Below are 18,728 nucleotides of genomic sequence, written 5' to 3'. Positions count from 1 at the left end.
GGAGAGCGGCATGCCGACGACGTCTCCGACGACCCGTCAATCCTGACCCGCGGGCAGGACCCGATGTCAGCCGACCCAGTCGTTGAGAGCCTCCGCCATTCTCGCGGTCCTTTTCCTGGCTTGGGCCATTTTGTGCGTGCGGTGGATGGCGTCGAGCGCCGTTTGGAGATCGTGGGTAGGGGCTCGGAGACCGTCCGATTCGTCCTCCTGCTTGAGTGTCGGACCTGCCGCGTAGCATGCCCAGCTATGACCGATGACGTGCTCAGCTACTCCCAGCCCGGACGCTTTACCAGCCTGGACGCGATGCAGCTTCAGCTCATCGACGGGCTGCCGGGCGACCCCGTGGGTATCTGCGCCGTCGCGCAAGGCCTGGTGATCCAGCCTGCTGACGCCAGCGCGTCGGGGATCGGCGAGGACCGGCTCGCGGAGAAGGACATCCGGCCGGCAAGCGAGCTGATCGCCGTGCTGACCGCCCTCGATTCGTCCCCGCTGCACCACGCCCGAACACCCGAGCGGCGGGTGGTCGGGACGTGCCGTCATTTCACCATCCTTGCCTGTGCGTTCTTGCGGGCGCGGGGGATCCCGGCGCGGGCCCATGCGGCTTCGGCACCTACTTCCTTGAGGGACGCGGCGTCGACCACTGGATCACCGAGTACTGGGACACCGACGATCGCCGCTGGGTGCGCGTCGACACCGAACACCTCGGCAACGGCTATGTCGAGCACCCCGAGGATCTCGCTCCGGGCGAGTTCCTGACCGGGGGCGAGGCATGGGTCCGATATCGAGCCGGTCTGGTCGATGGCCAGAACTTCGGAGTGCCCGGCACAGACCACGCCTGGGGGCCGGCCGAGATCAGCGGCAACGCCGTCCGCGACCTCGCCGCGCTGTGCAACCGGGAAATGCTGCCCTGGGACGAATGGGGCCGCATGACTGCGGCGTATGAGGGCAAGACGGGTCCCGACTACGACCACCTCATCGACACGCTGGCTAATACCTGCGCGGAAGACGATGCTCAGGCTTTGAGCCGCCTGCTCGGACACGAGGATCTGGCAGTTCCTGATCACATGCTGAAGTGATCAGCGCCGTGACCCCAGCTGGCGCGACCCCCGGTGTCAAACGCTGCTTGAAGTCTGACCCCTCGTTTGAATCTTGCCCCCCTTCGGACGACCTGCAGTTGCCAAGTGCAGAGAAGCTGAGACGGTGCGCCGTGAGTGGCTGGCCGAGTTCGCCCACCGCCCCGAAGGAGGCCGCCGAGTTCATCGCCACCGCCCTCGCGACCGAGGCTGCGGCCATCAAGAAGGCGAGCCTCGGCGGGCACTCCCTCGCGGCCGAGTGGATCGGGATCGCCGGCTGGTGCAGAACGGGCGGCTCGGCAGACCGTCGCGATCCTGCGGGCCAAGGCCGGTCGCGCCCCGCGCGACCGGGATCTCAGCGACCTGGTCGGCGAGCTCCTCACCAACTGCGACGACCGGCGCCGCCGAGTAGCGCAGCACCGACCAGGACACCATCGCGCAAGGCTGAACGAGATCCCAGACAGGTTCTCGTTCTGGCCCTGGCTTGCGGCTGGCTCGGTCTCGCCGGAGCGTCGGCCGGGTCGTGGGTGGCGGCCCAGCTGGCTAGAAGTTTGAGGGCGTCGTCACTGGGAGAGCCCGCTTCGGCGCTGAACGCGGTCAGTGCCAGGCCGGGGTCGCCGGACAGCTGCATCACCTCGTAGGACAGGTGCACGTCGCCGACGACGGGGTGGTGGATGTGTTTGAGCCCGGTGTGGTGCAGGCGGACGTCGTGCGCGGCCCAGCGGACACGGAAGTCGTCACTGCGGGTGCACAGCTCCCCGACCAGGTCGGTCAATGCCTTGTCGTAAGGGTCGCGACCGGCCTCGGCCCGCAGGATGGCGACGCTGCTCGGCCTCGTCCATGTGGAGTGCTCGGGCCAGGGCGTCGAGCACGCTGTCGGAGACGCCGCTGAGGTCGCCCCGCTCGAGCTGGGCGTAGTACTCGACGCTGACGCCGGCCAGGTCGGCGACCTCGCTACGGCGCAGTCCAGGCACCCGCCGTTTGTGGCCGTAGTTGCGCAGACCGGCCTGCTCGCGAGTGATCTTGGCTCGGCGGGAGCTGAGGAACGCCTTGACCTGCTCACGGTTGTCCACCCCTCCAGGCTAGGCCGGACTCCCAGGACGAGGGGCGGGCCACGAGTACACCGTCCAGCAGCAACTTCTTCGCGCTCATGGCAGGCGGTTACCTGGTGTTGCCGCCGCGGGCCGGAGCGGGGAAGACCCACATGACCGGCCGTCGACGCGGGGTTCCGACTCGTGACGAAGGACGTACGGACATGACTGACAAGACGGCTCAGAGCAAGGTGCTGCTGGTTACCGGCGCAGGCCGGGGCATGGGCGTGGACATCGCGCAGGCAGCCATCGACCACTTCGGTCGCGTCGACGTCCTGGTCAACAACGCAGGGAACCTCTTCGCCGGTTACTTCGAAGAGGTCTCACCCGCGCAGATGCGCCAGCAGTTCGAGACCAACCTCTTCGGCCCGATGAACGTCACCCGCGCCGTCCTACCTCTCATGCGCAGGCAGCGCGCCGGTCACGTCATCACCATCTCGTCGACCGCAGGCCTGGTCGGCCCGGAGTTCACCGCCGCGTACGCCGCCTCCAAGTTCGCAGTCGAGGGCTGGATGGAGTCCCTGCACCAGGACGTCGCGCCGTACAACATCCGCACCACGGTCGTGGAGCCCGGCTACTTCCGTACCGAGCTCCTCGTGGACGGCTCCACGGCCTGGCCCGAGCCGTCCATCAACGACTACGCCCCCCGGACCGTCCCGACGATCCAGGCCATGAAGGGCATGAACGGCCAGCAGCCCGGCGACCCAGCCAAGCTCGCTCGCGCACTGCTGACCATCGCCGGCCAGGACGAGCCGCTGCCGCGCTTCATCGCCGGCGCCGACGCTATCCAGGCCGAGACCTCGCCTACGACGACACCCACGCCTGAACACTACGCATCACGCACACCGCGAATGACCGTCTGCGCCCCCCTTCGATCAGCGGTGCTGGTCGAAGCTGTCGTGGTGCGCGAAGGTGCGCCGGGTGGTGAGGTCGGACCCGGTGAGCACACCCGCCCGGCCCAGAAGCCGCCCGTTCTCCCAGTTGGACAGTCCCAGCTCCGGGCGCTCGAGCGCGTACTGGCCGTCGACCCAGCGCGTGAACCCGTCGCCGACGAACGGCGCGTTGACCAGGTCACGGAACCGCGCGTGCGCGGCCGGGTCCGCCGAGACGAGGGACGCCACGAACTGCGGGCTGTACGCGTTGAACAACGCGACCGCCTCGTCGACGTCGTCGACCACCACCAGGCTCAGCTCCGGTGTGTCCTCCCACTCCCACTCGGTGCCGAGCTCCTCGAGCGGCAGCAGGCTCGCGCGCGACTCCTCGGACGGGCCTTCGGCCCGCCGCACCACGATGCGGCGCTCGAGCTCGGCCGGCGGCACCCAGCCCTCGCTGCCGCTGGCGACGTGCACGCGCGCGACGCCGCCCCGCGCCGCAGCGGCGTCGTCCGCCGCCCGCAGCAGCACGGGCACGAACTCGTCCGCGCGCTCGCGCACGACGGCGACGACGTTGAGGGTGTTGCAGACCTTCCGGTCGAGGGAGTGCCGCACGACGCCGGCGAAGCGCTCGACCTGCGCGGCACCGTCGGCCACCAGCCACGCGCCGCCCGTGCCGTGCGCGCTCACCGGGATCCCGCTCTGCCGCGCGACGCTGCTGAGCTGGGTCACTGCGGCCCCCGAGCCGCGCACCACGGCGAGCGCGAGCCGGGAGTCGCTGAACAGGGCCCAGCCGGCGGCGCGTTCGCGCACCGGGACCAGGGCGAGAGCGCCTTCGGGCAGGCCGGCGGACCGCAGGGCCGGGCGCAGGGCGTGCCGGTCGATCGCCCGGGCCGTCGCGAGCGCGTCGCCGCCGATGCGCAGCACCGCGGTGTTGCCCGTTGCCAGCACGCCGGCGGCGTCGGCGAAGACATTGGGGCGACCCTCGAAGACGAAGCCGATCACCCCGAGCGGGGCGGAGACGATCTCGACCGCCCAGCCGTCGTGCTCGACGCGCTCGACCAGATCGGCGGAACCGTCCCCGGCCCGGGCCGCCTGCTGAGCCGCCCAGCCGCGCAGGCCGGCGATCATGTCCTGGCGCATCTGCGCCGCGACGCGCAGCCTGGTCGTCGAGCGCCCGAGCTGCTCCGCGCGGGCCACGTCGTCGGTGTTGGCGGTCTCGATGAGGTTCCAGACGGCGTCGTCGGCCAGGGCGTCGGCAAACGCCGTGTAGAAATCACGCACCGTGCTCTTACCTGATGACCGCAGCCGCGCGAACGCGTCGACCGCCGCGTCGACCTGCACTGTCACGGCGGTGCGTACCGCCTCCGGGACGTGCAGCAGCGCCCCGGTCGACTGCACAACGTGCAGCTGGTCGCCCGCGCGAAAGGCCGCGGCGAGCTCGGCGGGCACCGTCGTGTACCGGTCCCCGCCGAAGGGGATGACGGCGCCCTCGGTGAGGCTGGTCAGTGCGGCGATGGCCATGACGCTTCCTTGCTCTTGCTCGGTCGTCCAGCGCGTCAGCGCAAACCTGCGGCGTCGAGGAGACCGCCGACGGTGGGTGAGACGAGTCCCGCCAGGTCGTCGGCCCCGACCCCTGCGCGAGCGCTCGCGCCGTCGAAGATCAGCATGAGCTGTCGGGCCAGCAGGTCGGGGTCACGTGCCCCGCCCCGGTCGGCCTCGGCGCGGAAGAACCCCGTCAGGTCGTCCTTGACGCCGCGCGCCACCCGGCTCGCAGGATGAGTGGGGTCCTTGAGCTCGATCTGGACGGCCAGGTATCGGCAGCCCTGGAAGTCGGGCGCCGCCGACTGCGACTCCAGCTGACCGAAGACGTGCAGGATCCGCTCACGCGGTGAACGGTCATCGCCTGCCGGAGGCAGGAGCCACGCCTTGTACGCGGGCGCGCCCCGCTCCAGGCTCACTGCCAGCAGCTCGTCCTTGCTGTCGAACAGCTGGTAGAGGGAACGCTTCGACACTCCCGCCGCCTGGCACAGCGCCTGGATGCCGACGCCGGTGCCCTCACGGTAGGTGAGCGTTGCCGCCGCCTCCAGCAGCCGCTCTCGCGTGCTCGCTTTCGCCTCCGTGGTCATGGTCATGGGGTCAGTCTATCGAGATCCGAGAGAAGCGGAAACCGATCGGTTTATGTTGGTCATCATGCCACGGCGTTCAGCAGGTCGGCCAGCACGTCGGGTCGCTCCAGGGCGATGAAGTGACCCGCCCCGGGCACCTGTGTGAACTCCGCGTCGGGCAGCAGGTCCTTGTTGGCCTGCCGGTCCGACGGCCGGGACCAGTCCTTCTCCCCGTAGACGAGGTGCACGGGGGACTTCACCTCGGGGTAGCGCGAGCGGGCCGCGATCAGGCTGGGCAGGCTCTGGTAGACGGCCCGGGCCACGGTCGGGTAGCCGGGGCGGGTCCCGACGTGGAGCAGCTCGTCGAGGTAGTCGTCCCGCAGGGCGGTCTTGTCGCTCAGTCCGCCCTGCAGGATCGTGCGGAGGGCCGCCTTGGGCTCGACCCCGGCGACCACGGGGCCTATGCCTGGGGCCAGAACGGCCCCGACCACGATCCGGGCAAGGAGGCTGGACCTGGCGATCCCACCGGGGAAGTCGTAGGTGTTGACCGCCACGACGCGCCGTACCCGGTGCGGCAGATCGGCTGCGACAGTCAGGGCGAGCGTCGCGCCCATGGACTCTCCGACCAGCGTCACGTCGTTGAGGTCGAGCTCGGTCAGGAGCCGTTCAACGCCGGCGCGCATCGCCGGCTCGTCATACGACGCCCCGGGCACGATCTCGGAGTGGCCCATCCCTGGCAGATCGAGGGCATAGACGGTGTAGTGATCCGAGATCAGCGGGATGAGCGAGCGGAAGTGCTCGGCCTGCGTACGCACGGTGTGCAGCAGCACGACAGGAGCTCCCGTGCCCGCCTTGAGGTAGCGCAGCGCACCCACGCGGCCGTCGTGCCCACCGAGCGGAGCGAGTGTGTGGCTGATGGTCCCCGGAACATCGATCGTGGACCGCGACTCTGGGCTGGACATGGCTCCCTCTTCCCTCTGGTGTGACCGGGCGACCATGGAAGCCAACCTCGATCCAGCAATCGTAAACCGATCGGTTTCCGTGCGCAAGGCGAGTACCGTTGCCCGTCTCGCCCCACCATGGCAGCAAGCCTAGCGCCGTTTAGAACACTAGTTCGATACACCAGGACCTGCTCGCACGCGAGTACATCGCACCGGCACCGGATGGCCGTCTTGTGGTAACTCGCTGCATTCCCTCGACTGCAAGAGTCAGGCCTTGCCAAGAGGTCTCGGCACACGGAGCGAGTGAATCGGAGAACCCAGCATGACTACTGCAGTGAGCTCGAGAGTTTCGTCTCGCCCGGCCAGGGCCTTTCTGGCCATGGTCGGCGCGGTCGCGCTGACCCTCGGCCTGCCGAACGTCGCCTCAGCCGCAGTGCTGGAGCCGCTGCCCCCGAACGCCACCTCGTTCCAGCGGACGTTCCAGCCGTTCTTCGACTACGACGGCGACGGCTGTCTGCCCGCCGCGGCAATCGACAACAGCGGCAGGCTCAACGGCGGCCTCGACGACAGCGGACCCGTCACCGGTCAGTGCCGCAGCGGCCACCTCGGCATGGCCAACACCTACTCGCGAGCCACGTGCAACAACGGCTGGTGCGCGATCGTCTACGCCTTGTACTTCGAAAAGGACATGAGCTGCGACAACTGCACCGCTACGTCGCACCGCCACGACTGGGAGGGCGTGGTGGTCTGGGTACCGCAGGGCTCGGGAACGCCCTCCTACGTGTCAGTGTCCCGCCACGGCCAGTACGAGACCAAGCCGTGGACCGACATCTCGGAGAAGAGCGGCTCCCGCGTCAAGGCGGTCTACCACAAGGACGGCGCAAGCACGCACGTCATGCGTTTCGCCATGTCCGGTGAGCAGGCGGAGGCGTGGGGCGACGGGGGCTGGGACCAGCCCGCACTGGTCAGCTGGACGGAACTCCGTAGTGATCTGCGCGACACGCTGAACAGGTCCTCGTGGGGCGACGCCAACTTCCCGCTTCAGGACAGCAGGTATCCGCTCGAGCTGAGCAGGGCCAAGCCGTCCGGGATCCCGTTCAACCCCAACGCCTGACACGAGTCCCAGCAGAAATCTCGACCGCACCTACCTGCGCACCGAACAAGGGCAGCCCGCCCGCTGGCGAAGCTCCCGGGTATGAACGATGACGCGGGATTCCCGCTCCTCCAGTCACCCTTCGGCCCGCAACCATTGCGGTGTCCACAGCCCGTACGGCTGGTTGATCTGGATGTGTGGCGCCGCCCGGCGCGACGCGTTGAGAAACGGCCACTCAGTCGGCGACCACTCGCCATCCGTTCGGCGTCATCTCCTCCTGCCGCCGCACCAGGTACTCCCCCGGTCCGCAGCCGAGCGCTGCGTGCTCTGGGTGCAGGACATAGGCCACCGCTTCCGCGGCGACCGTGAACATTCCCACGTCGCGGTAGTGCCACGGCACGGTCGTCCAGGTCACCGGGCCGTCGGCGACGAGCAGGTGGGTATGGCCGGTCTCGCCGCTGATCAGCGCGATCCCCTCGGCCGGCACCGGCACCGGCGGCGACTGGTCGAGGCGGTAGGCCATGCCCACCGGGATGATGGCGACGTCGCCCTGGCGTTGGAGTCCGGTCAAGACGGGGATGTCCACCTCGACGGTGGGCTGGGCTTCGATGCGGCGGGTGTCGGTCACGGGGGCCTCCGGTTCAGGTCGCGCGCTGCATGGTCAGGTAATGCTCCCGGCTCAGCCCGAACAGGCTGGCGGCGGCACGGACCGGATCGTCGTCGGAGCCCCGGACCTCGACTCCGTACCGGCGGCGGGTGCCGTCGCGTTCCAGACTGGCGTTGCTGCACACCAGGATCCGGCCGCCCCACGGCACGTCGTAGAGGGTCAGCGTCTGGCCGGGGTTGCCGGGGTCGAGGGCCGGCTGGCCGACCTGGCGCAGCCCGGCCTCGTCGATGAACCTGGGCCAACCGTGGCGTTCGATCGCGCAACGACGCACCTCGAGGTTGGGTTCGCTGAGAATCCGGGTGACCGACCAGCCCTCCTCGATCAGGTCGGCCGGGACCGGGGTGCCGTGCCAGGCGTAGTACCGCGTGCCGTCGGCGAACTCCAGTACCGGCCCGTCCCCGCGGTGCAGGCGCCGGCCGCGTTCGCGGCCGGTCAACTCCTCGGTGGCCATCGCCACCGGCCGCCGGGAGATGACGCACAGGTCGCGGTGCGGCCACCACCATCCGATGCCAGTCTGGCCGACCTCGACCGCCAGTTCGAGTACGGCGTCGGTGCCGGCCCCGTAGCGGACCAGGTCCAGGTCCCGGGCGAGGTCGAAGAACCCGAGCCAGTATGTCGACAGCCAGGCGGGGTACGCCGGTGGGCACTGCGCGTCCGGCCCGATCACGCGGTGCACCGAGCCCGCCAGGATCGACTCGACCGAGTAGCCGTGGGCACCCTCGACGGGCGGGCCGTAGGCGTCGAACATCAGCAGGTCGAACGCGTCCGCCAGGTGCCACAACGCCGTCGGGTCGGCCTGGTCGCCGAGGTCCCAGTCCGGTGCCGAGGCCGGCCACGTCCCCGGCGGCAGGGTCGGGGCGTCGGCGAAGGCCCGGACGGGTGGGATGGGGCTACCGTTGAAGATGGACAGTGACGGCCCAGCGTCGGCTACCTTCAGCAGCTGCAGGGCGGCGACCGGCGAGTCCACCCAGTGGATGGGCGGGACGGCGAGGTCCCGGTCTTCGTAGATCTCGGCCATAGCCGCTTCGGCCAGCACCCGGTCGACCGGCACGTCGAGGCCGGTCATCGCCCGCCACGGTCCGCACAACCGGGGCAGCGCCGCCACCTGTTCCGGGTCCAAGGTCACCAGCAGCGTGCGGGCCGGGGCGGGCATCGCCGCCTTGTCGGCGTCGGCGGGTGCCTCCGCGCGGACCGCCGCGAGAAATTCGTCGAGTTCGGCGCAGATCCGGGCGACGGAGTCGATCGCCGGGTCGCCGTCGAACGTGCGGCACAGGGCGTCCAGCGCATCGCGGGCCGGCCCGAACGCGCGCGCACACCGATCGGAAAGCTGCCGGGCGTAGTCCCCGGGTCGGACCGTTGCGACCATGTACCGGAAGATCGCCCGATGCCGCCATACCTCGCTGTGCCCGGGCACGCCGGTCTGGTGGAACGTCCTGGCGGGGCCCACCATGGGCCGGTTTCGTCGGGCCGTCGCCACTGCCTCGTCCAGGTGGGCCTGCAGCCGGACGAGGCGTTGGGCCGCGTCCACGAACCCGTCCGGCACCGCGTCGAACAGGGGCCGCGCCGCCCGCACGACACCCTGGACCGCCCTGAGCACATTGATCGTGGTGGCGTAAGGCCCCGTCTCGCCACGGAATCGCCGCAACACGTCCAGCCACGGATGCCGTGCCGCGGGCGGCACCTCGCAGGCGGCGAGGTAGCCGGTCAGCTCCTCGGGCGACGGCAGCGTGGTGCCGACCCGGATCCGTTCGATGGCCTCCGTCGTCAACCAGTACCCGACCTTGGTCGCGCGGGCCACCAGGGCGTGGTCGGCGTCGCCGGGTCGGCGCAACGCGGCCACCAGGGCAAGAAAGCCCGGCGCGTGCGTGGCGGTGCGCGGGTCGGGCTCTCCGTCCACGGTGGCCTCCCAGGTTCCGGGAGACACAGCCTACGGTCTCGTGCCGGGTTTGGAGAAGAATAACCGGTGTGTCCGGTGTGCCCAGTTCGGGTGGATCGGGCGTGCTGCGGGATCGTGATCGACGATCTGGTCGCTGACGGGCTGTGGGAGCAAGTACGCCCGCTGCTTCCGGCTCCGACGCCGCCCGCCCCGGCTCCAAGCACCACCTGATTGTCGACGCGAACGGCGTGCCCCTGCAGGTGAGTCTGACCGGTGGGAACCGCCACGACGTCACCCAGCTGCTACCACTGGTCGACTCGCTGCCCGCGATCCGCGGCGTGGTCGGGCGGCCGCGCCGCAAGCCCAGACGGCTGTTCGCCGACCGCGGCTACGACTACGACATCTACCGCCGCCAGCTGCGCGCCCGCGGCACCGCCCCCAAGATCGCCCGCCGGGGCACCGCCCACGGGTCCGGACTCGGCAAGAAGCGGTGGGTCGTCGAACGCTCATTCGCCTGGCTGCACCAGCACAAACGCCTGCGCACCCGCTACGAACGCCGCGCCGACCTCCGCCTGGGCCTCATGCACCTCGCCTGCGCGATCATCTGCTGGCGCAAACTGCCCGACCAGCCATTCTGAAACGAGCTCTAAATGACGCAAGTCGGTACTCGCCGTAGCCCTCCGCCGCCGCGTCCTGGGCCAACCAGCGCAACCGATCAAGATGACCCTGTCGCCGAGTGCGTCACGGATCATCAGAACTCCAGCCTGCTGGCGGGGATCGTTGGGCCTACCGTTCATGAGTAGGAGTCCACTATTCGGAGGTGGCCATGAGGGAAGCCTGGGAGCTTCTGACATCGGGACCACCGGATGCGGATCGATCGGTCCTGCTCCTACCGGGCGGAGCCAACGCGGCTCGGTCGTTCGACCTCGTGATGGCTGACCCGGCGCTGTCCGGGTTTCGCTTGGTGGCCACGACACTGCCGGGCATGGCAGGCGCGCCTGTGTCCGAAGACGTGTCCATCCCCGCCCTGTCCCGTCGGGCTGGCGAACTGGCCAAAGCACACGGGTGCGACGTGGTCGTAGGCTTCTCCCACGGCGCGACAGTGGCCCTGGACATGGTGCTGTCAGGGCACTTCCAGGGCCCGGTCGTACTCCTCGGCATCAGCCTGACGACTGAGGATGAGGCTCGGTTCTTCCGCGCCGTCGTACGGGCGTCGCAGAAGGTAGGCAGCTGGCCGATGGCCGTGCTGCTCCGGCTCATGCCACTGATGGCCAGATCTGCCAAGACACCTGAGCGGCACAAGAAGGAACTGATCGAGGACTTCAAGCAGAACAGGGCCGGCGATTCGGTCCGAGCAAGCGGCGAGTACCTCGACTACATCGCCGAAGACCGGGACTTCGCTGCGCAGCTGGCCGCGTCTGACAATCCTGTGTGGGTGGTCCACGCCGAAAAGGGGGACGGAGGCCTCACCGACGCCGAGCGCGCCACACTCCAAGCGGCCCACAACGTGACCCTGGTGACGATTCCCGGCTCGGTGTTCCTCCTCCCGGACGAGGCTCCGCAGAAGACCGCCGCAGTGATCGCAAGCGCTCTGTCGCAGGCGTCCTGATCATCCCTGGATTTCAACCTGGGCTCGGTGAAGGCCCACGCACAGCCAGGTCCAAGACCCAGCGCTCCCGCTCCACTATCGCGACGTCGAGGAACGTGCCGTCCTCCAGCGCCACGGCGCCCACGCCGTCCTGACTTCGGCCATGTTCGACAGGCGGCAGACCGCGTGGCGCTGTGACTACGGGTTTGATCGGCTGGTTGCACGTCGGAGCGCACTGATCGGGGCCCGTGTGCCCACGACCTTCAAAACAGCGCTCGAGGCCACGACACGCACTAAATGGCGTAAGTCAGGAGGAGTCCGTGGTGCGATCACGAGCCTCGATGTGACAACTTCACGGTGCCAGCGGCTAGGTGCTCTCGCTGTCTCGCTCGATCGGTGCACGCATCACTGCCCCGAGTCCCGAGATGCGCGGAGCCGCGCGACCCTTGACCGAGGGGGCGACGTCCGCGTTTCGCGTGACGACCTGACCCTCCCCCTCAGAACCTGCCCGATTGAACCCGCATCAACCCGTGGACGACCGGATAGACTGCCGACCGACGCCCGGCGTCAACCCGCAGAATCCCAAGAGATTCCGCGGATACCTAGCCCGGTTTCTGGGTCCGCCAATGGCCTCGGAAGCCTCCTCTCGGTCGCGGGTTCAAGTCCTGCACGGGGCACCATATCGGGCCAGGTCAACCCAGGAATCTCTCCTGAGTGGACCCGGAGACCTGATCGACCGGACCAATCGTCGGGTCCTCGAAGGACCAGGGTGCTCTTCAGGCGAGTCGGCCAGAGCTTGTTTCAGAGATCTCTTCGCTCATCGTCTCGCTCAGAGCGTCTTCTCCAACTTCTTCGCGAGCTGCTCATATCCAAGCCTCTCGTAGAAGGCGTGAGCCCCTGTGCGGCGGAAGGACGATGCGACGGTGGCGCGGCTGCTGCCCGCAGCCGTCGCCCACTCCTCGAAAGTCGCCACGAGGGCCCGGCCAGCTCCGGCGCCACGGCGCCGTTCGGTGACGACGAGAGCGGTCAGCTCGGCCACTGGCGTGTCGAGCTCGTAGGGCCAGAAGAGGTGTCCGGCGGCAAATCCAAGGATGACTTCTTCATCGTGCGGATCGACCGCGACCCATGCGGGGTCGTTCTCACTCTCGGCGAGGCGCGCGAACCGGGCGGCGACCTTCTCCGCCGAGGTCGGATACCCGAGCTGGCCGAGTAGCAGGGCGGTGGCACGCGCATCGTCAGGGACCGCGCCTCGGATGAGCACGCTTCACCCCAGGCCGGCCCCTGACACCGGCAACGGTCGATGGGTTTCGTTGCCCGGGGCGCGGATTCGCTGTTAGCCTCGCGACCGTGATGACCGGTCAGGCTGCTCGCAGCCACGCACAGATGGGCGATCCGGTCGTCGTCTGACGTCATCGATGCCGCGCAGCAACGCTGCTGCCCGCGGCCCGCCGTCGGGTTCCTGAAGCCACACGCAGGAACGACCAACCGACAGAGAGATGACCATGACCGCCAGCTTCAACCACACCATCGTCGCGGCCAAGGACACGGCGGCCTCGGCCGCCTTCTTCCGCGACCTCCTCGAGCTCGAGGACGCGCCCTCCTGGGGCCCGTTCACCAACCTGCAGTTCGACGACGGCTTCCTGCTGCAGTTCGCCGCGACGCCGATCGACTTCCCGCCCCAGCACTACGCGTTCCTGATGGACGATGCCCACTTCGATCGCGCCTACGCCAAGATCCAGGCCGAGAAGCGCGACCACTGGGCCGACCCGCAGCGAGCACGACCGGGAGAGACGAACACCGGGCACGGCGGCCGGGGCGTCTACCTCCTGGACCCGGCAGGCCACTACATCGAGCTGATCACCAGGCCCTACCTGTAGCGGCCGCCGACGGCCGGTGGGCCCCCCAAGAGGTGGACCCATCGGCCCGGCGGGCGCGCCGCCGTCCGGCATAGCCTGGAGCCGAACCTGACGGAAGGAAGCCCCATGTCCCGCGTCCTGATCATCGGCGGCCACGGAAAGATCGCGCTCCTGCTCGCTCCGCTCCTCGTGGAGCGGGGCGACGACGTCACCAGTGTGATCCGCAACCCCGACCATCTGGAGGAGGTCGCAGCCACGGGCGCGACCCCGCTGGTCGCCGACGTCGAGAAGCTCGACACCGCCGGGCTCGCCGAGCTCGTGCGGGGGCAGGACGCCGTCGTCTGGTCGGCGGGCGCGGGCGGCGGGAACCCCGCGCGCACCTACGCCGTGGACCGCGACGCCGCCGTCCGCTCGATGGACGCCGCGAAGGCGGCGGGCGTCGCGCGCTACGTCATGGTGTCCTACATCGGCGCGGGCCCCGACCATGGCGTCCCCGAGACCAGCTCGTTCTTCGCCTACGCCGACGCGAAGAGCGCGGCCGACGAGCACCTGCGCGCCCTCGGGCTCGACTACACGATCCTCGCCCCCGGTCCGCTCACGCTGGACGAGCCCACGGGCCTCATCGAGGTGACGAACCCCGGCGACGGCCGGGTCTCGCGGGCCGACGTCGCCGCGGTCGCCGCCGCGGTCCTGGCCGACGGCGGCACCGTCGGGCGGACCATCGCGTTCGGCAACGGTGGGACGCCGATCGCGGAGGCGGTCGCCGCCGCGAGCTAGGGATGTGCTTGTGACCCGCACGCCGGCCGACGACTGAAGCGCGCCCGGACACGGTCCGCCGGGCTCGATCGCGAGCAACGAGGCGAACCGATGTTACCGGTCACATTGGTCTTGTTATCGGTAACATCCTGCCCTAAGGTGCAGATCGGCGACAGACAGCGTGGTCGGTCAGTGCACCGCACGACAGCCTCGGAGGCGACGGCGAAGTACCTCACGGGGCGGACTGATCCCGCTCGATCCGCCACCTCACTCGTCCATGGCCCGGGACGACTGGCTGACGGTTGACGTCTCCCCAGCCGGCCGATCCCGTCAAGGTGTCCCCTGCCGCGGGCCGGGCGACGAGTGAGCTGCTTCGACCGACAAGGAAGTGGAGGAACTGGCATGAGAAGAAGGATCAAGGCGACGGCACTCGGAGTGCTCCTGGCCGTCTCGGCGGCGATGCTGGCTCCGGTCGTGACCGCACAGGCCTACAACCCGACCGGTGGAGTCATGTACCAGCTCCCCGCGCAGGAGCCGTGCCTCAAGGGCCTCGGCAACTGCGTGGTCTACCCGAAGACGGCGCAGCTGCCGAGCGGACGGCTGGTCGCGGCGTTCGAGAAGTCGACGGTGGTGGACTACCCCGCACCGGACACGATCGGCGGCGCCGTGGGTCAGACCCTGCCGATCTGGAAGAGCGACGACTCCGGCACCTCCTGGCAGCCGCTGTCCGAGGTGCGCTCGCCGGCCGAGCTGTCCAACGACCCGGCGATGGACAAGTACACGAGCAACTGGACCAGCCCGTACCTCTACGTGCTGCCGCAGGACGTCGGCAACCTGAGGACGGGGACGCTGGTCCTCGCGAGCCTGGTCACCGGTGAGGACGAGTACTACCGGGAGCGCAAGGCCGCGGACCCGAGCTGGGTGCCGACGAACGACGGCGACCGCCGTGACCTCGCCCTCGCGCTCTACGCGAGCACCGACGAGGGCGTGAGCTGGGAGTTCGTCAACATCATCGCGACCGGCGGGTGGCAGGGCGGCAGCGCGGGGGCCACAGGCACCAACGTCGCGCAGGCGAACACCACCCGGCAGGTCGACCCGGTCTGGGAGCCGCACCTGATGGTGCGCAACAACCGGCTCGTCACCTACTACTCCGACGAGAACGACTACCTCGGCTACAACACGACGACGGGCGTCCCGACCCTCGACCCGGCGAACGACACCGCACCGGACTCGCACGCCCAGATCTTGGCGCACAGGACCTGGGACGGCACGAGCGCCGCCTGGAGCGCCCCGGTCGTCGACGTCGCCGGAGACACGTTCAACGTGAACGGCGGACAGCAGATCGGCGGTGGCCGGCCGGGCATGACGACGATCGCGCCCACGACCGACGGAAGGTGGATCCTCACGTTCGAGTACTGGGGTGGGGGTTCGAACGTCCGGTACAAGATCGCCGACGACCCCTTGCGGTTCTTCGCCGACGGCGACCCCAACGGCCTCGAGATCGGCCAGCTGCCCGTGGACACCGGATCGCGACGCCTCGCGACGGGCGGGAGCCCGGTCATCGGCACCCTCCCCGACGGGCGCATCATCTACAACGCTGCTGGTAGCGGAAGCATCTGGATGAACGACGGAAGCAGCACCGGCACCTGGACCGAGTACCAGACGACCGTGCCCGCCGGGTACAGCCGCCCCCTGCAGTACGTCGAAGGAACGGGGCGGGTGGCGATCCTCTCGGGGACGTGGGGCGGTGCGACGACCACCCCCGTCATCCGGTTCGGTGAGGTCGACCTGGGGCAGTCGAACGGGGCGTACCAACAGATCGTGAACCGCAAGACCGGCCAGGTGATCGGGACCGGCAACAACACCAACGACGCCAACCTCGGCAACGCCGACGTCCCGGACGTGCGGCTCGAGGCGGCCGGGTCGGCAGCCAACCCGGCTACGCAGCTGTGGCACGTGACGGACAAGCCGAACAACACGGTGACGCTGCTCAACAAGTCAGGTGGCCGCGCAGCAGGGATCTGGACCGGGAACGCGACCGCCGGGCAGCGGATCGGCCAGTGGGTCGACAACATCGCGAACGGGCTCTGGACCGTCGTCCCCGCCTCGGACGGCTACGTCAGGCTCCGTTCCACCGCGAACACGAACCTCTACCTGACCGGTTCGACGGCGGGCGCGCCGCTCACTCTCGAGACCTCACTGGCCGACGGATCGCAGGAGTGGCAGCTCAACCAGCAGCCGTCGCCCGCGGTCCGGGTCCGCAACGTCAACAGCAACCTGTGCGCCGACGTCTGGAACGCCAGCACCGCGAACCAGGCGGCCGTCAGGCAGTACACCTGCAACGGCGGGACCAACCAGCAGTGGACGGTGGAGCCCGTCGGGAGCAGTTACCGGCTCGTGAACGTCAACAGCGGGAAGTGCCTCGAGATCCCGGCGTTCAACCAGGCCCCCGGAACCGCTGCCGTGCAGTACACCTGCAACGGCGGGACCAATCAGCTGTGGACCCGGTCCGGGACACCCGGCGGCATGACGTTCCGCAACGTCAACAGCGGCCTGTGCCTCGAGGTCTTCGGCTTCTCGACCGCGAACGGCGCCGCTCTGGTGCAGTACACCTGCAACGGCGGGACCAACCAGCGGTGGATCGTGGGCTGAGCACCTGAGGGCGCCGGTCTCGCCTCCGCTGTCGGAGCCGGGACCGGCGTCCTTGTCCACGAGCAAGGCTACGGCTGCCCAGCACGCCCGGGGAGCGTCATGGTCGCCACCGTCCCCCCGCCGTCGCTGCGGTTCTCGACGGTCACCGTGCCGTCCAGCTCGGAGACGATGGCCTGGACGATCGTGAGGCCGAGCCCTCGGCCGCCCTGCGCCCGAGGTGCCGAGGATCGGCCGAACGGCTCGAAGACACGAGCGCGGAGCGCGTCGTCAAGGCCCGGGCCACGGTCGGTCACCCAGATCGAGACCCGGCCGTCCTGCCAGGTGGACCGGAGCTCGACGTCACCGGCTCCATGACGAACCGCGTTGTCGACGAGGTTGCTCAGCGCGCGCTCGAGGCGCCCGGCATGCGCGCGGACGACGGGACGGCCCTCGCACCGGACGACGATCCGGCGGCCCTCCTGCCTGGCGCGTGCTGAGAAGCGGGCGGCCGACTTCTTCAGCAGTGACCGGACGTCGACGTCCGACTGGTCCGGCGGAGGACGGCCGTCCTGCGACGAGGCGAGGAGGAGCAGGTCGTCGGAGAGCCTGGTGAGGCGGTCGACGTCCTCGTCCGCCGACCTCAGGACGGCGACGAGCTCGTCGGCCGAGCGGGGCTGGGCAAGTGCGAGGTCGAGCTCGAGCTTCAGCAGTGCGAGCGGCGTGCGCAGCTCGTGGCTGGCCTCCGCGACGAAGCGACGCTCGCGCTGCAGCCCGGCCTCCAGGCGATCGAGCATCTGGTTCAGCGTCAGCCCGAGCTGGTGGAGCTCGTCGCGCGCCGCGGGCAGCGGCAGGCGCTCGCCCGAGCTCTGTGCGGAGATGGCCTCGGCGTGCCGCCGCATCCGTTCCATCGGGCGCAGCGCCGCCCCCGCGGCCAGATAGCCGGCCACCGATGCGAGAACGAGGGCCAGCGGCCCGCCGATCAGCAGCTGGGTGCGCACGCCCCACAGCGCATCGTCCAGGTCCTCCCTGGAGGTGCCGACCGCCAGGACCTGATCCCCGTCCCGGCGGAGCAGGAGGATCGCGGCCTCCCGTTCGTCCTCCTCGATCAGGAGCACCGGACGCTCGACGACCACGTCCTCACCCTGCGCCAGGCCTGGCAGGTCGCCGGTCACCATGGACCCGCTCAACTGTGGCGACGAGACGACGACAGCACCCGCGGGGGTCAGGACCTGGCCGAAGAACTCGCCGGTCATGGCCCCGATCGCACCGCGACGCGCCGACTCCGGGAGGTCGGCGAGCGCATCCATCTGCGCATCGAGAGACACGCGCGCCTGGTCGTGGAGCGTCGCCTCGACGCGGTAGTACACGAAAAGACCCAGCGCCACGAAGGCGATCGTGGCTGCGGCCGTGAACACCGCCACGACGCGTTGGCGAAGGGGCCACCGGTCTCTCATGGACGTGCGTCCCTGAGGCGGTACCCCACGCCCCGCACCGTCTCGAGCGTCTTTCGCCCGAACGGGCGGTCGATCTTCTCCCGCAGGTAGCGCACGTACACGTCGACGACGTTCGACCGCGACTCGAAGGCGATGTCCCAGGCGTGCTCGAGGAGCTGGTCGCGGGTGAGCACCTGATCGGGCCGGCGCATGAACGTCTCGAGAAGATCGAACTCCTTGGCCGACAGCGGGACCTCCTGCTCACCACGCCACACCCGCCGTGTCGCCGGGTCCATGGTCAGGTCCCCGGTCGTCAGCAGGGTCGGGCGAGGCACCGGCCCCCGGCGTGCCAGTGCCCGGATGCGGGCGAGCAGCTCCTCCAGCGAGAACGGTTTGAGCAGGTAGTCGTCCGCCCCGCCGTCGAGTCCCCGGACCCGGTCCTCGACGGCGGTGCGGGCCGTGACCATGAGCACGGGGACCCAGACCCGCGCGGCCCGCAGACGCCGGCAGACCTCGACGCCGTCGATCCCCGGCAGCGCCACGTCGAGCAGCACGACGTCGAAGTCCCCCGCGGTCGCGATCGCAGACGCGGCCTCTCCCGTCGGGGCGACCTCCACGGTGTTGCCCCGCTCGGTCAGGCCACGCTGGAGCAGGCGGGCCATCTTCGGCTCGTCCTCCACGACGAGGATGTGCATCTTCCTCATCGTAGGCGGGCAGGTGAGAGCCGCATGAGAGCGGAGCCC

Annotated in this window: 16 protein-coding genes and 3 pseudogenes; 9 read left to right on the top strand and 10 right to left on the bottom strand. The window is 69.6% G+C overall.

Going from position 1 to position 18,728, the window contains the following annotated elements; translation table 11 throughout:
* Nucleotides 1–66: 66 nt before the first annotated feature.
* Nucleotides 67–540 (bottom strand): hypothetical protein, encoded by a 474-nt coding sequence (locus tag L1785_RS19025; protein ID WP_236090874.1) that lies wholly within the window; start codon nucleotides 538–540, stop codon nucleotides 67–69.
* On the opposite strand from L1785_RS19025, the gene L1785_RS19020 reads away from it, so the two are divergent.
* Together L1785_RS19020 and L1785_RS23300 are read left to right on the top strand one after the other, a co-directional pair.
* Nucleotides 531–1,076 carry a hypothetical protein gene (locus L1785_RS19020; protein WP_236090873.1) on the top strand — a complete coding sequence of 182 codons (546 nt, stop codon included), beginning with the start codon at nucleotides 531–533 and terminating at the stop codon, nucleotides 1,074–1,076. The genes L1785_RS19025 and L1785_RS19020 overlap by 10 nt on opposite strands.
* Before the next feature lie 135 nt (nucleotides 1,077–1,211).
* Entirely contained in the window at nucleotides 1,212–1,628 is a 417-nt protein-coding gene (locus L1785_RS23300; protein ID WP_236090872.1) for an MmyB family transcriptional regulator, read from the top strand.
* Here L1785_RS23300 and L1785_RS19010 read toward each other — a convergent pair.
* A pseudogene (locus tag L1785_RS19010) lies at nucleotides 1,600–2,146 on the bottom strand (helix-turn-helix domain-containing protein); the annotation flags it as partial. The gene L1785_RS23300 and the pseudogene L1785_RS19010 sit on opposite strands and share 29 nt — an antisense overlap.
* A 77-nt stretch (nucleotides 2,147–2,223) precedes the next feature.
* Here L1785_RS19010 and L1785_RS19005 point away from each other — a divergent pair.
* A pseudogene (locus tag L1785_RS19005) lies at nucleotides 2,224–2,748 on the top strand (SDR family NAD(P)-dependent oxidoreductase); the annotation flags it as partial.
* 291 nt (nucleotides 2,749–3,039) lie between these two features.
* Here the strand turns inward: L1785_RS19005 and L1785_RS19000 are convergent.
* Genes L1785_RS19000 through L1785_RS18990 form a run of 3 tightly spaced genes read right to left on the bottom strand, consistent with a single transcriptional unit; the run spans nucleotide 3,040 to nucleotide 6,106 of the window.
* Complete coding sequence (locus tag L1785_RS19000) at nucleotides 3,040–4,560, bottom strand: aldehyde dehydrogenase family protein (RefSeq protein WP_236090871.1); 1,521 nt, start codon at nucleotides 4,558–4,560, stop codon at nucleotides 3,040–3,042.
* 35 nt (nucleotides 4,561–4,595) lie between these two features.
* Nucleotides 4,596–5,171 (bottom strand): TetR/AcrR family transcriptional regulator, encoded by a 576-nt coding sequence (locus L1785_RS18995; protein ID WP_236090870.1) that lies wholly within the window; start codon nucleotides 5,169–5,171, stop codon nucleotides 4,596–4,598.
* A gap of 56 nt (nucleotides 5,172–5,227) precedes the next feature.
* Entirely contained in the window at nucleotides 5,228–6,106 is an 879-nt protein-coding gene (locus L1785_RS18990; RefSeq protein WP_236090869.1) for an alpha/beta fold hydrolase, read from the bottom strand.
* A gap of 358 nt (nucleotides 6,107–6,464) precedes the next feature.
* Here L1785_RS18990 and L1785_RS18985 point away from each other — a divergent pair, with 358 nt between their 5' ends.
* The gene (locus L1785_RS18985; RefSeq protein WP_236090868.1) at nucleotides 6,465–7,199 is read left to right on the top strand and encodes an NPP1 family protein; all 735 of its coding nucleotides are present in this window, start codon (nucleotides 6,465–6,467) and stop codon (nucleotides 7,197–7,199) included.
* 214 nt (nucleotides 7,200–7,413) lie between these two features.
* Here L1785_RS18985 and L1785_RS18980 read toward each other — a convergent pair whose 3' ends face one another.
* Both L1785_RS18980 and L1785_RS18975 read right to left on the bottom strand, forming a co-directional pair.
* Nucleotides 7,414–7,806 (bottom strand): DUF8820 family protein, encoded by a 393-nt coding sequence (locus L1785_RS18980; protein WP_236090867.1) that lies wholly within the window; start codon nucleotides 7,804–7,806, stop codon nucleotides 7,414–7,416.
* 13 nt (nucleotides 7,807–7,819) lie between these two features.
* A complete protein-coding gene (locus L1785_RS18975) occupies nucleotides 7,820–9,742 on the bottom strand; it encodes a DUF6745 domain-containing protein (protein ID WP_236090866.1) in 1,923 nt (640 codons plus the stop codon).
* A gap of 176 nt (nucleotides 9,743–9,918) precedes the next feature.
* On the opposite strand from L1785_RS18975, the pseudogene L1785_RS18970 reads away from it, so the two are divergent.
* A pseudogene (locus tag L1785_RS18970) lies at nucleotides 9,919–10,359 on the top strand (IS5 family transposase); the annotation flags it as partial.
* 188 nt (nucleotides 10,360–10,547) lie between these two features.
* Complete coding sequence (locus L1785_RS18965) at nucleotides 10,548–11,330, top strand: alpha/beta fold hydrolase (RefSeq protein WP_236090865.1); 783 nt, start codon at nucleotides 10,548–10,550, stop codon at nucleotides 11,328–11,330.
* Between the two features lie 808 nt (nucleotides 11,331–12,138).
* Here L1785_RS18965 and L1785_RS18960 read toward each other — a convergent pair.
* On the bottom strand, nucleotides 12,139–12,570 hold the full coding sequence (locus tag L1785_RS18960) for a GNAT family N-acetyltransferase (protein WP_236090864.1): 432 nt from the start codon (nucleotides 12,568–12,570) through the stop codon (nucleotides 12,139–12,141).
* A 235-nt stretch (nucleotides 12,571–12,805) separates the two neighbouring features.
* Between L1785_RS18960 and L1785_RS18955 the strand changes: the two genes are divergently transcribed.
* From L1785_RS18955 to L1785_RS18945, 3 genes are all read left to right on the top strand, one after another.
* Complete coding sequence (locus L1785_RS18955; protein WP_308113381.1) at nucleotides 12,806–13,186, top strand: VOC family protein; 381 nt, start codon at nucleotides 12,806–12,808, stop codon at nucleotides 13,184–13,186.
* Between the two features lie 105 nt (nucleotides 13,187–13,291).
* A complete protein-coding gene (locus L1785_RS18950) occupies nucleotides 13,292–13,942 on the top strand; it encodes an SDR family oxidoreductase (RefSeq protein ID WP_236090863.1) in 651 nt (216 codons plus the stop codon).
* Nucleotides 13,943–14,323: 381 nt separating this feature from the next.
* Nucleotides 14,324–16,573, top strand: coding sequence for an RICIN domain-containing protein (locus tag L1785_RS18945; RefSeq protein ID WP_236090862.1), 2,250 nt, complete (start codon nucleotides 14,324–14,326; stop codon nucleotides 16,571–16,573).
* Nucleotides 16,574–16,641: 68 nt separating this feature from the next.
* Here L1785_RS18945 and L1785_RS18940 read toward each other — a convergent pair whose 3' ends face one another.
* Nucleotides 16,642–18,006, bottom strand: a complete 1,365-nt coding sequence (locus tag L1785_RS18940) for a HAMP domain-containing sensor histidine kinase (protein ID WP_236090861.1) — start codon at nucleotides 18,004–18,006, stop codon at nucleotides 16,642–16,644.
* Complete coding sequence (locus tag L1785_RS18935) at nucleotides 18,003–18,680, bottom strand: response regulator transcription factor (RefSeq protein WP_236090860.1); 678 nt, start codon at nucleotides 18,678–18,680, stop codon at nucleotides 18,003–18,005. The genes L1785_RS18940 and L1785_RS18935 overlap by 4 nt, the downstream gene beginning before the upstream one ends.
* Between the last annotated feature and the right edge of the window lie 48 nt (nucleotides 18,681–18,728).

The organism is Antribacter soli (genome assembly GCF_021568775.1).
GTDB lineage: Bacteria > Actinomycetota > Actinomycetes > Actinomycetales > Cellulomonadaceae > Antribacter > Antribacter soli.
This window is presented reverse-complemented; position numbering and strand designations above follow the sequence as displayed.

What these genes read in the sequence shown, in the direction of transcription:
- L1785_RS19025 (WP_236090874.1), bottom strand. Translation starts at nt 540, where the DNA reads ATGACGGCACGTCCCGACCACCCGCCGCTCGGGTGTTCGGGCGTGGTG.
- L1785_RS19000 (WP_236090871.1), bottom strand. Translation starts at nt 4,560, where the DNA reads ATGGCCATCGCCGCACTGACCAGCCTCACCGAGGGCGCCGTCATCCCC.
- L1785_RS18995 (WP_236090870.1), bottom strand. Translation starts at nt 5,171, where the DNA reads ATGACCATGACCACGGAGGCGAAAGCGAGCACGCGAGAGCGGCTGCTG.
- L1785_RS18990 (WP_236090869.1), bottom strand. Translation starts at nt 6,106, where the DNA reads ATGTCCAGCCCAGAGTCGCGGTCCACGATCGATGTTCCGGGGACCATC.
- L1785_RS18985 (WP_236090868.1), top strand. Translation starts at nt 6,465, where the DNA reads ATGGTCGGCGCGGTCGCGCTGACCCTCGGCCTGCCGAACGTCGCCTCA.
- L1785_RS18965 (WP_236090865.1), top strand. Translation starts at nt 10,548, where the DNA reads ATGAGGGAAGCCTGGGAGCTTCTGACATCGGGACCACCGGATGCGGAT.
- L1785_RS18955 (WP_308113381.1), top strand. Translation starts at nt 12,806, where the DNA reads ATGACCATGACCGCCAGCTTCAACCACACCATCGTCGCGGCCAAGGAC.
- L1785_RS18950 (WP_236090863.1), top strand. Translation starts at nt 13,292, where the DNA reads ATGTCCCGCGTCCTGATCATCGGCGGCCACGGAAAGATCGCGCTCCTG.
- L1785_RS18945 (WP_236090862.1), top strand. Translation starts at nt 14,324, where the DNA reads ATGAGAAGAAGGATCAAGGCGACGGCACTCGGAGTGCTCCTGGCCGTC.
- L1785_RS18940 (WP_236090861.1), bottom strand. Translation starts at nt 18,006, where the DNA reads ATGAGAGACCGGTGGCCCCTTCGCCAACGCGTCGTGGCGGTGTTCACG.
- L1785_RS18935 (WP_236090860.1), bottom strand. Translation starts at nt 18,680, where the DNA reads ATGCACATCCTCGTCGTGGAGGACGAGCCGAAGATGGCCCGCCTGCTC.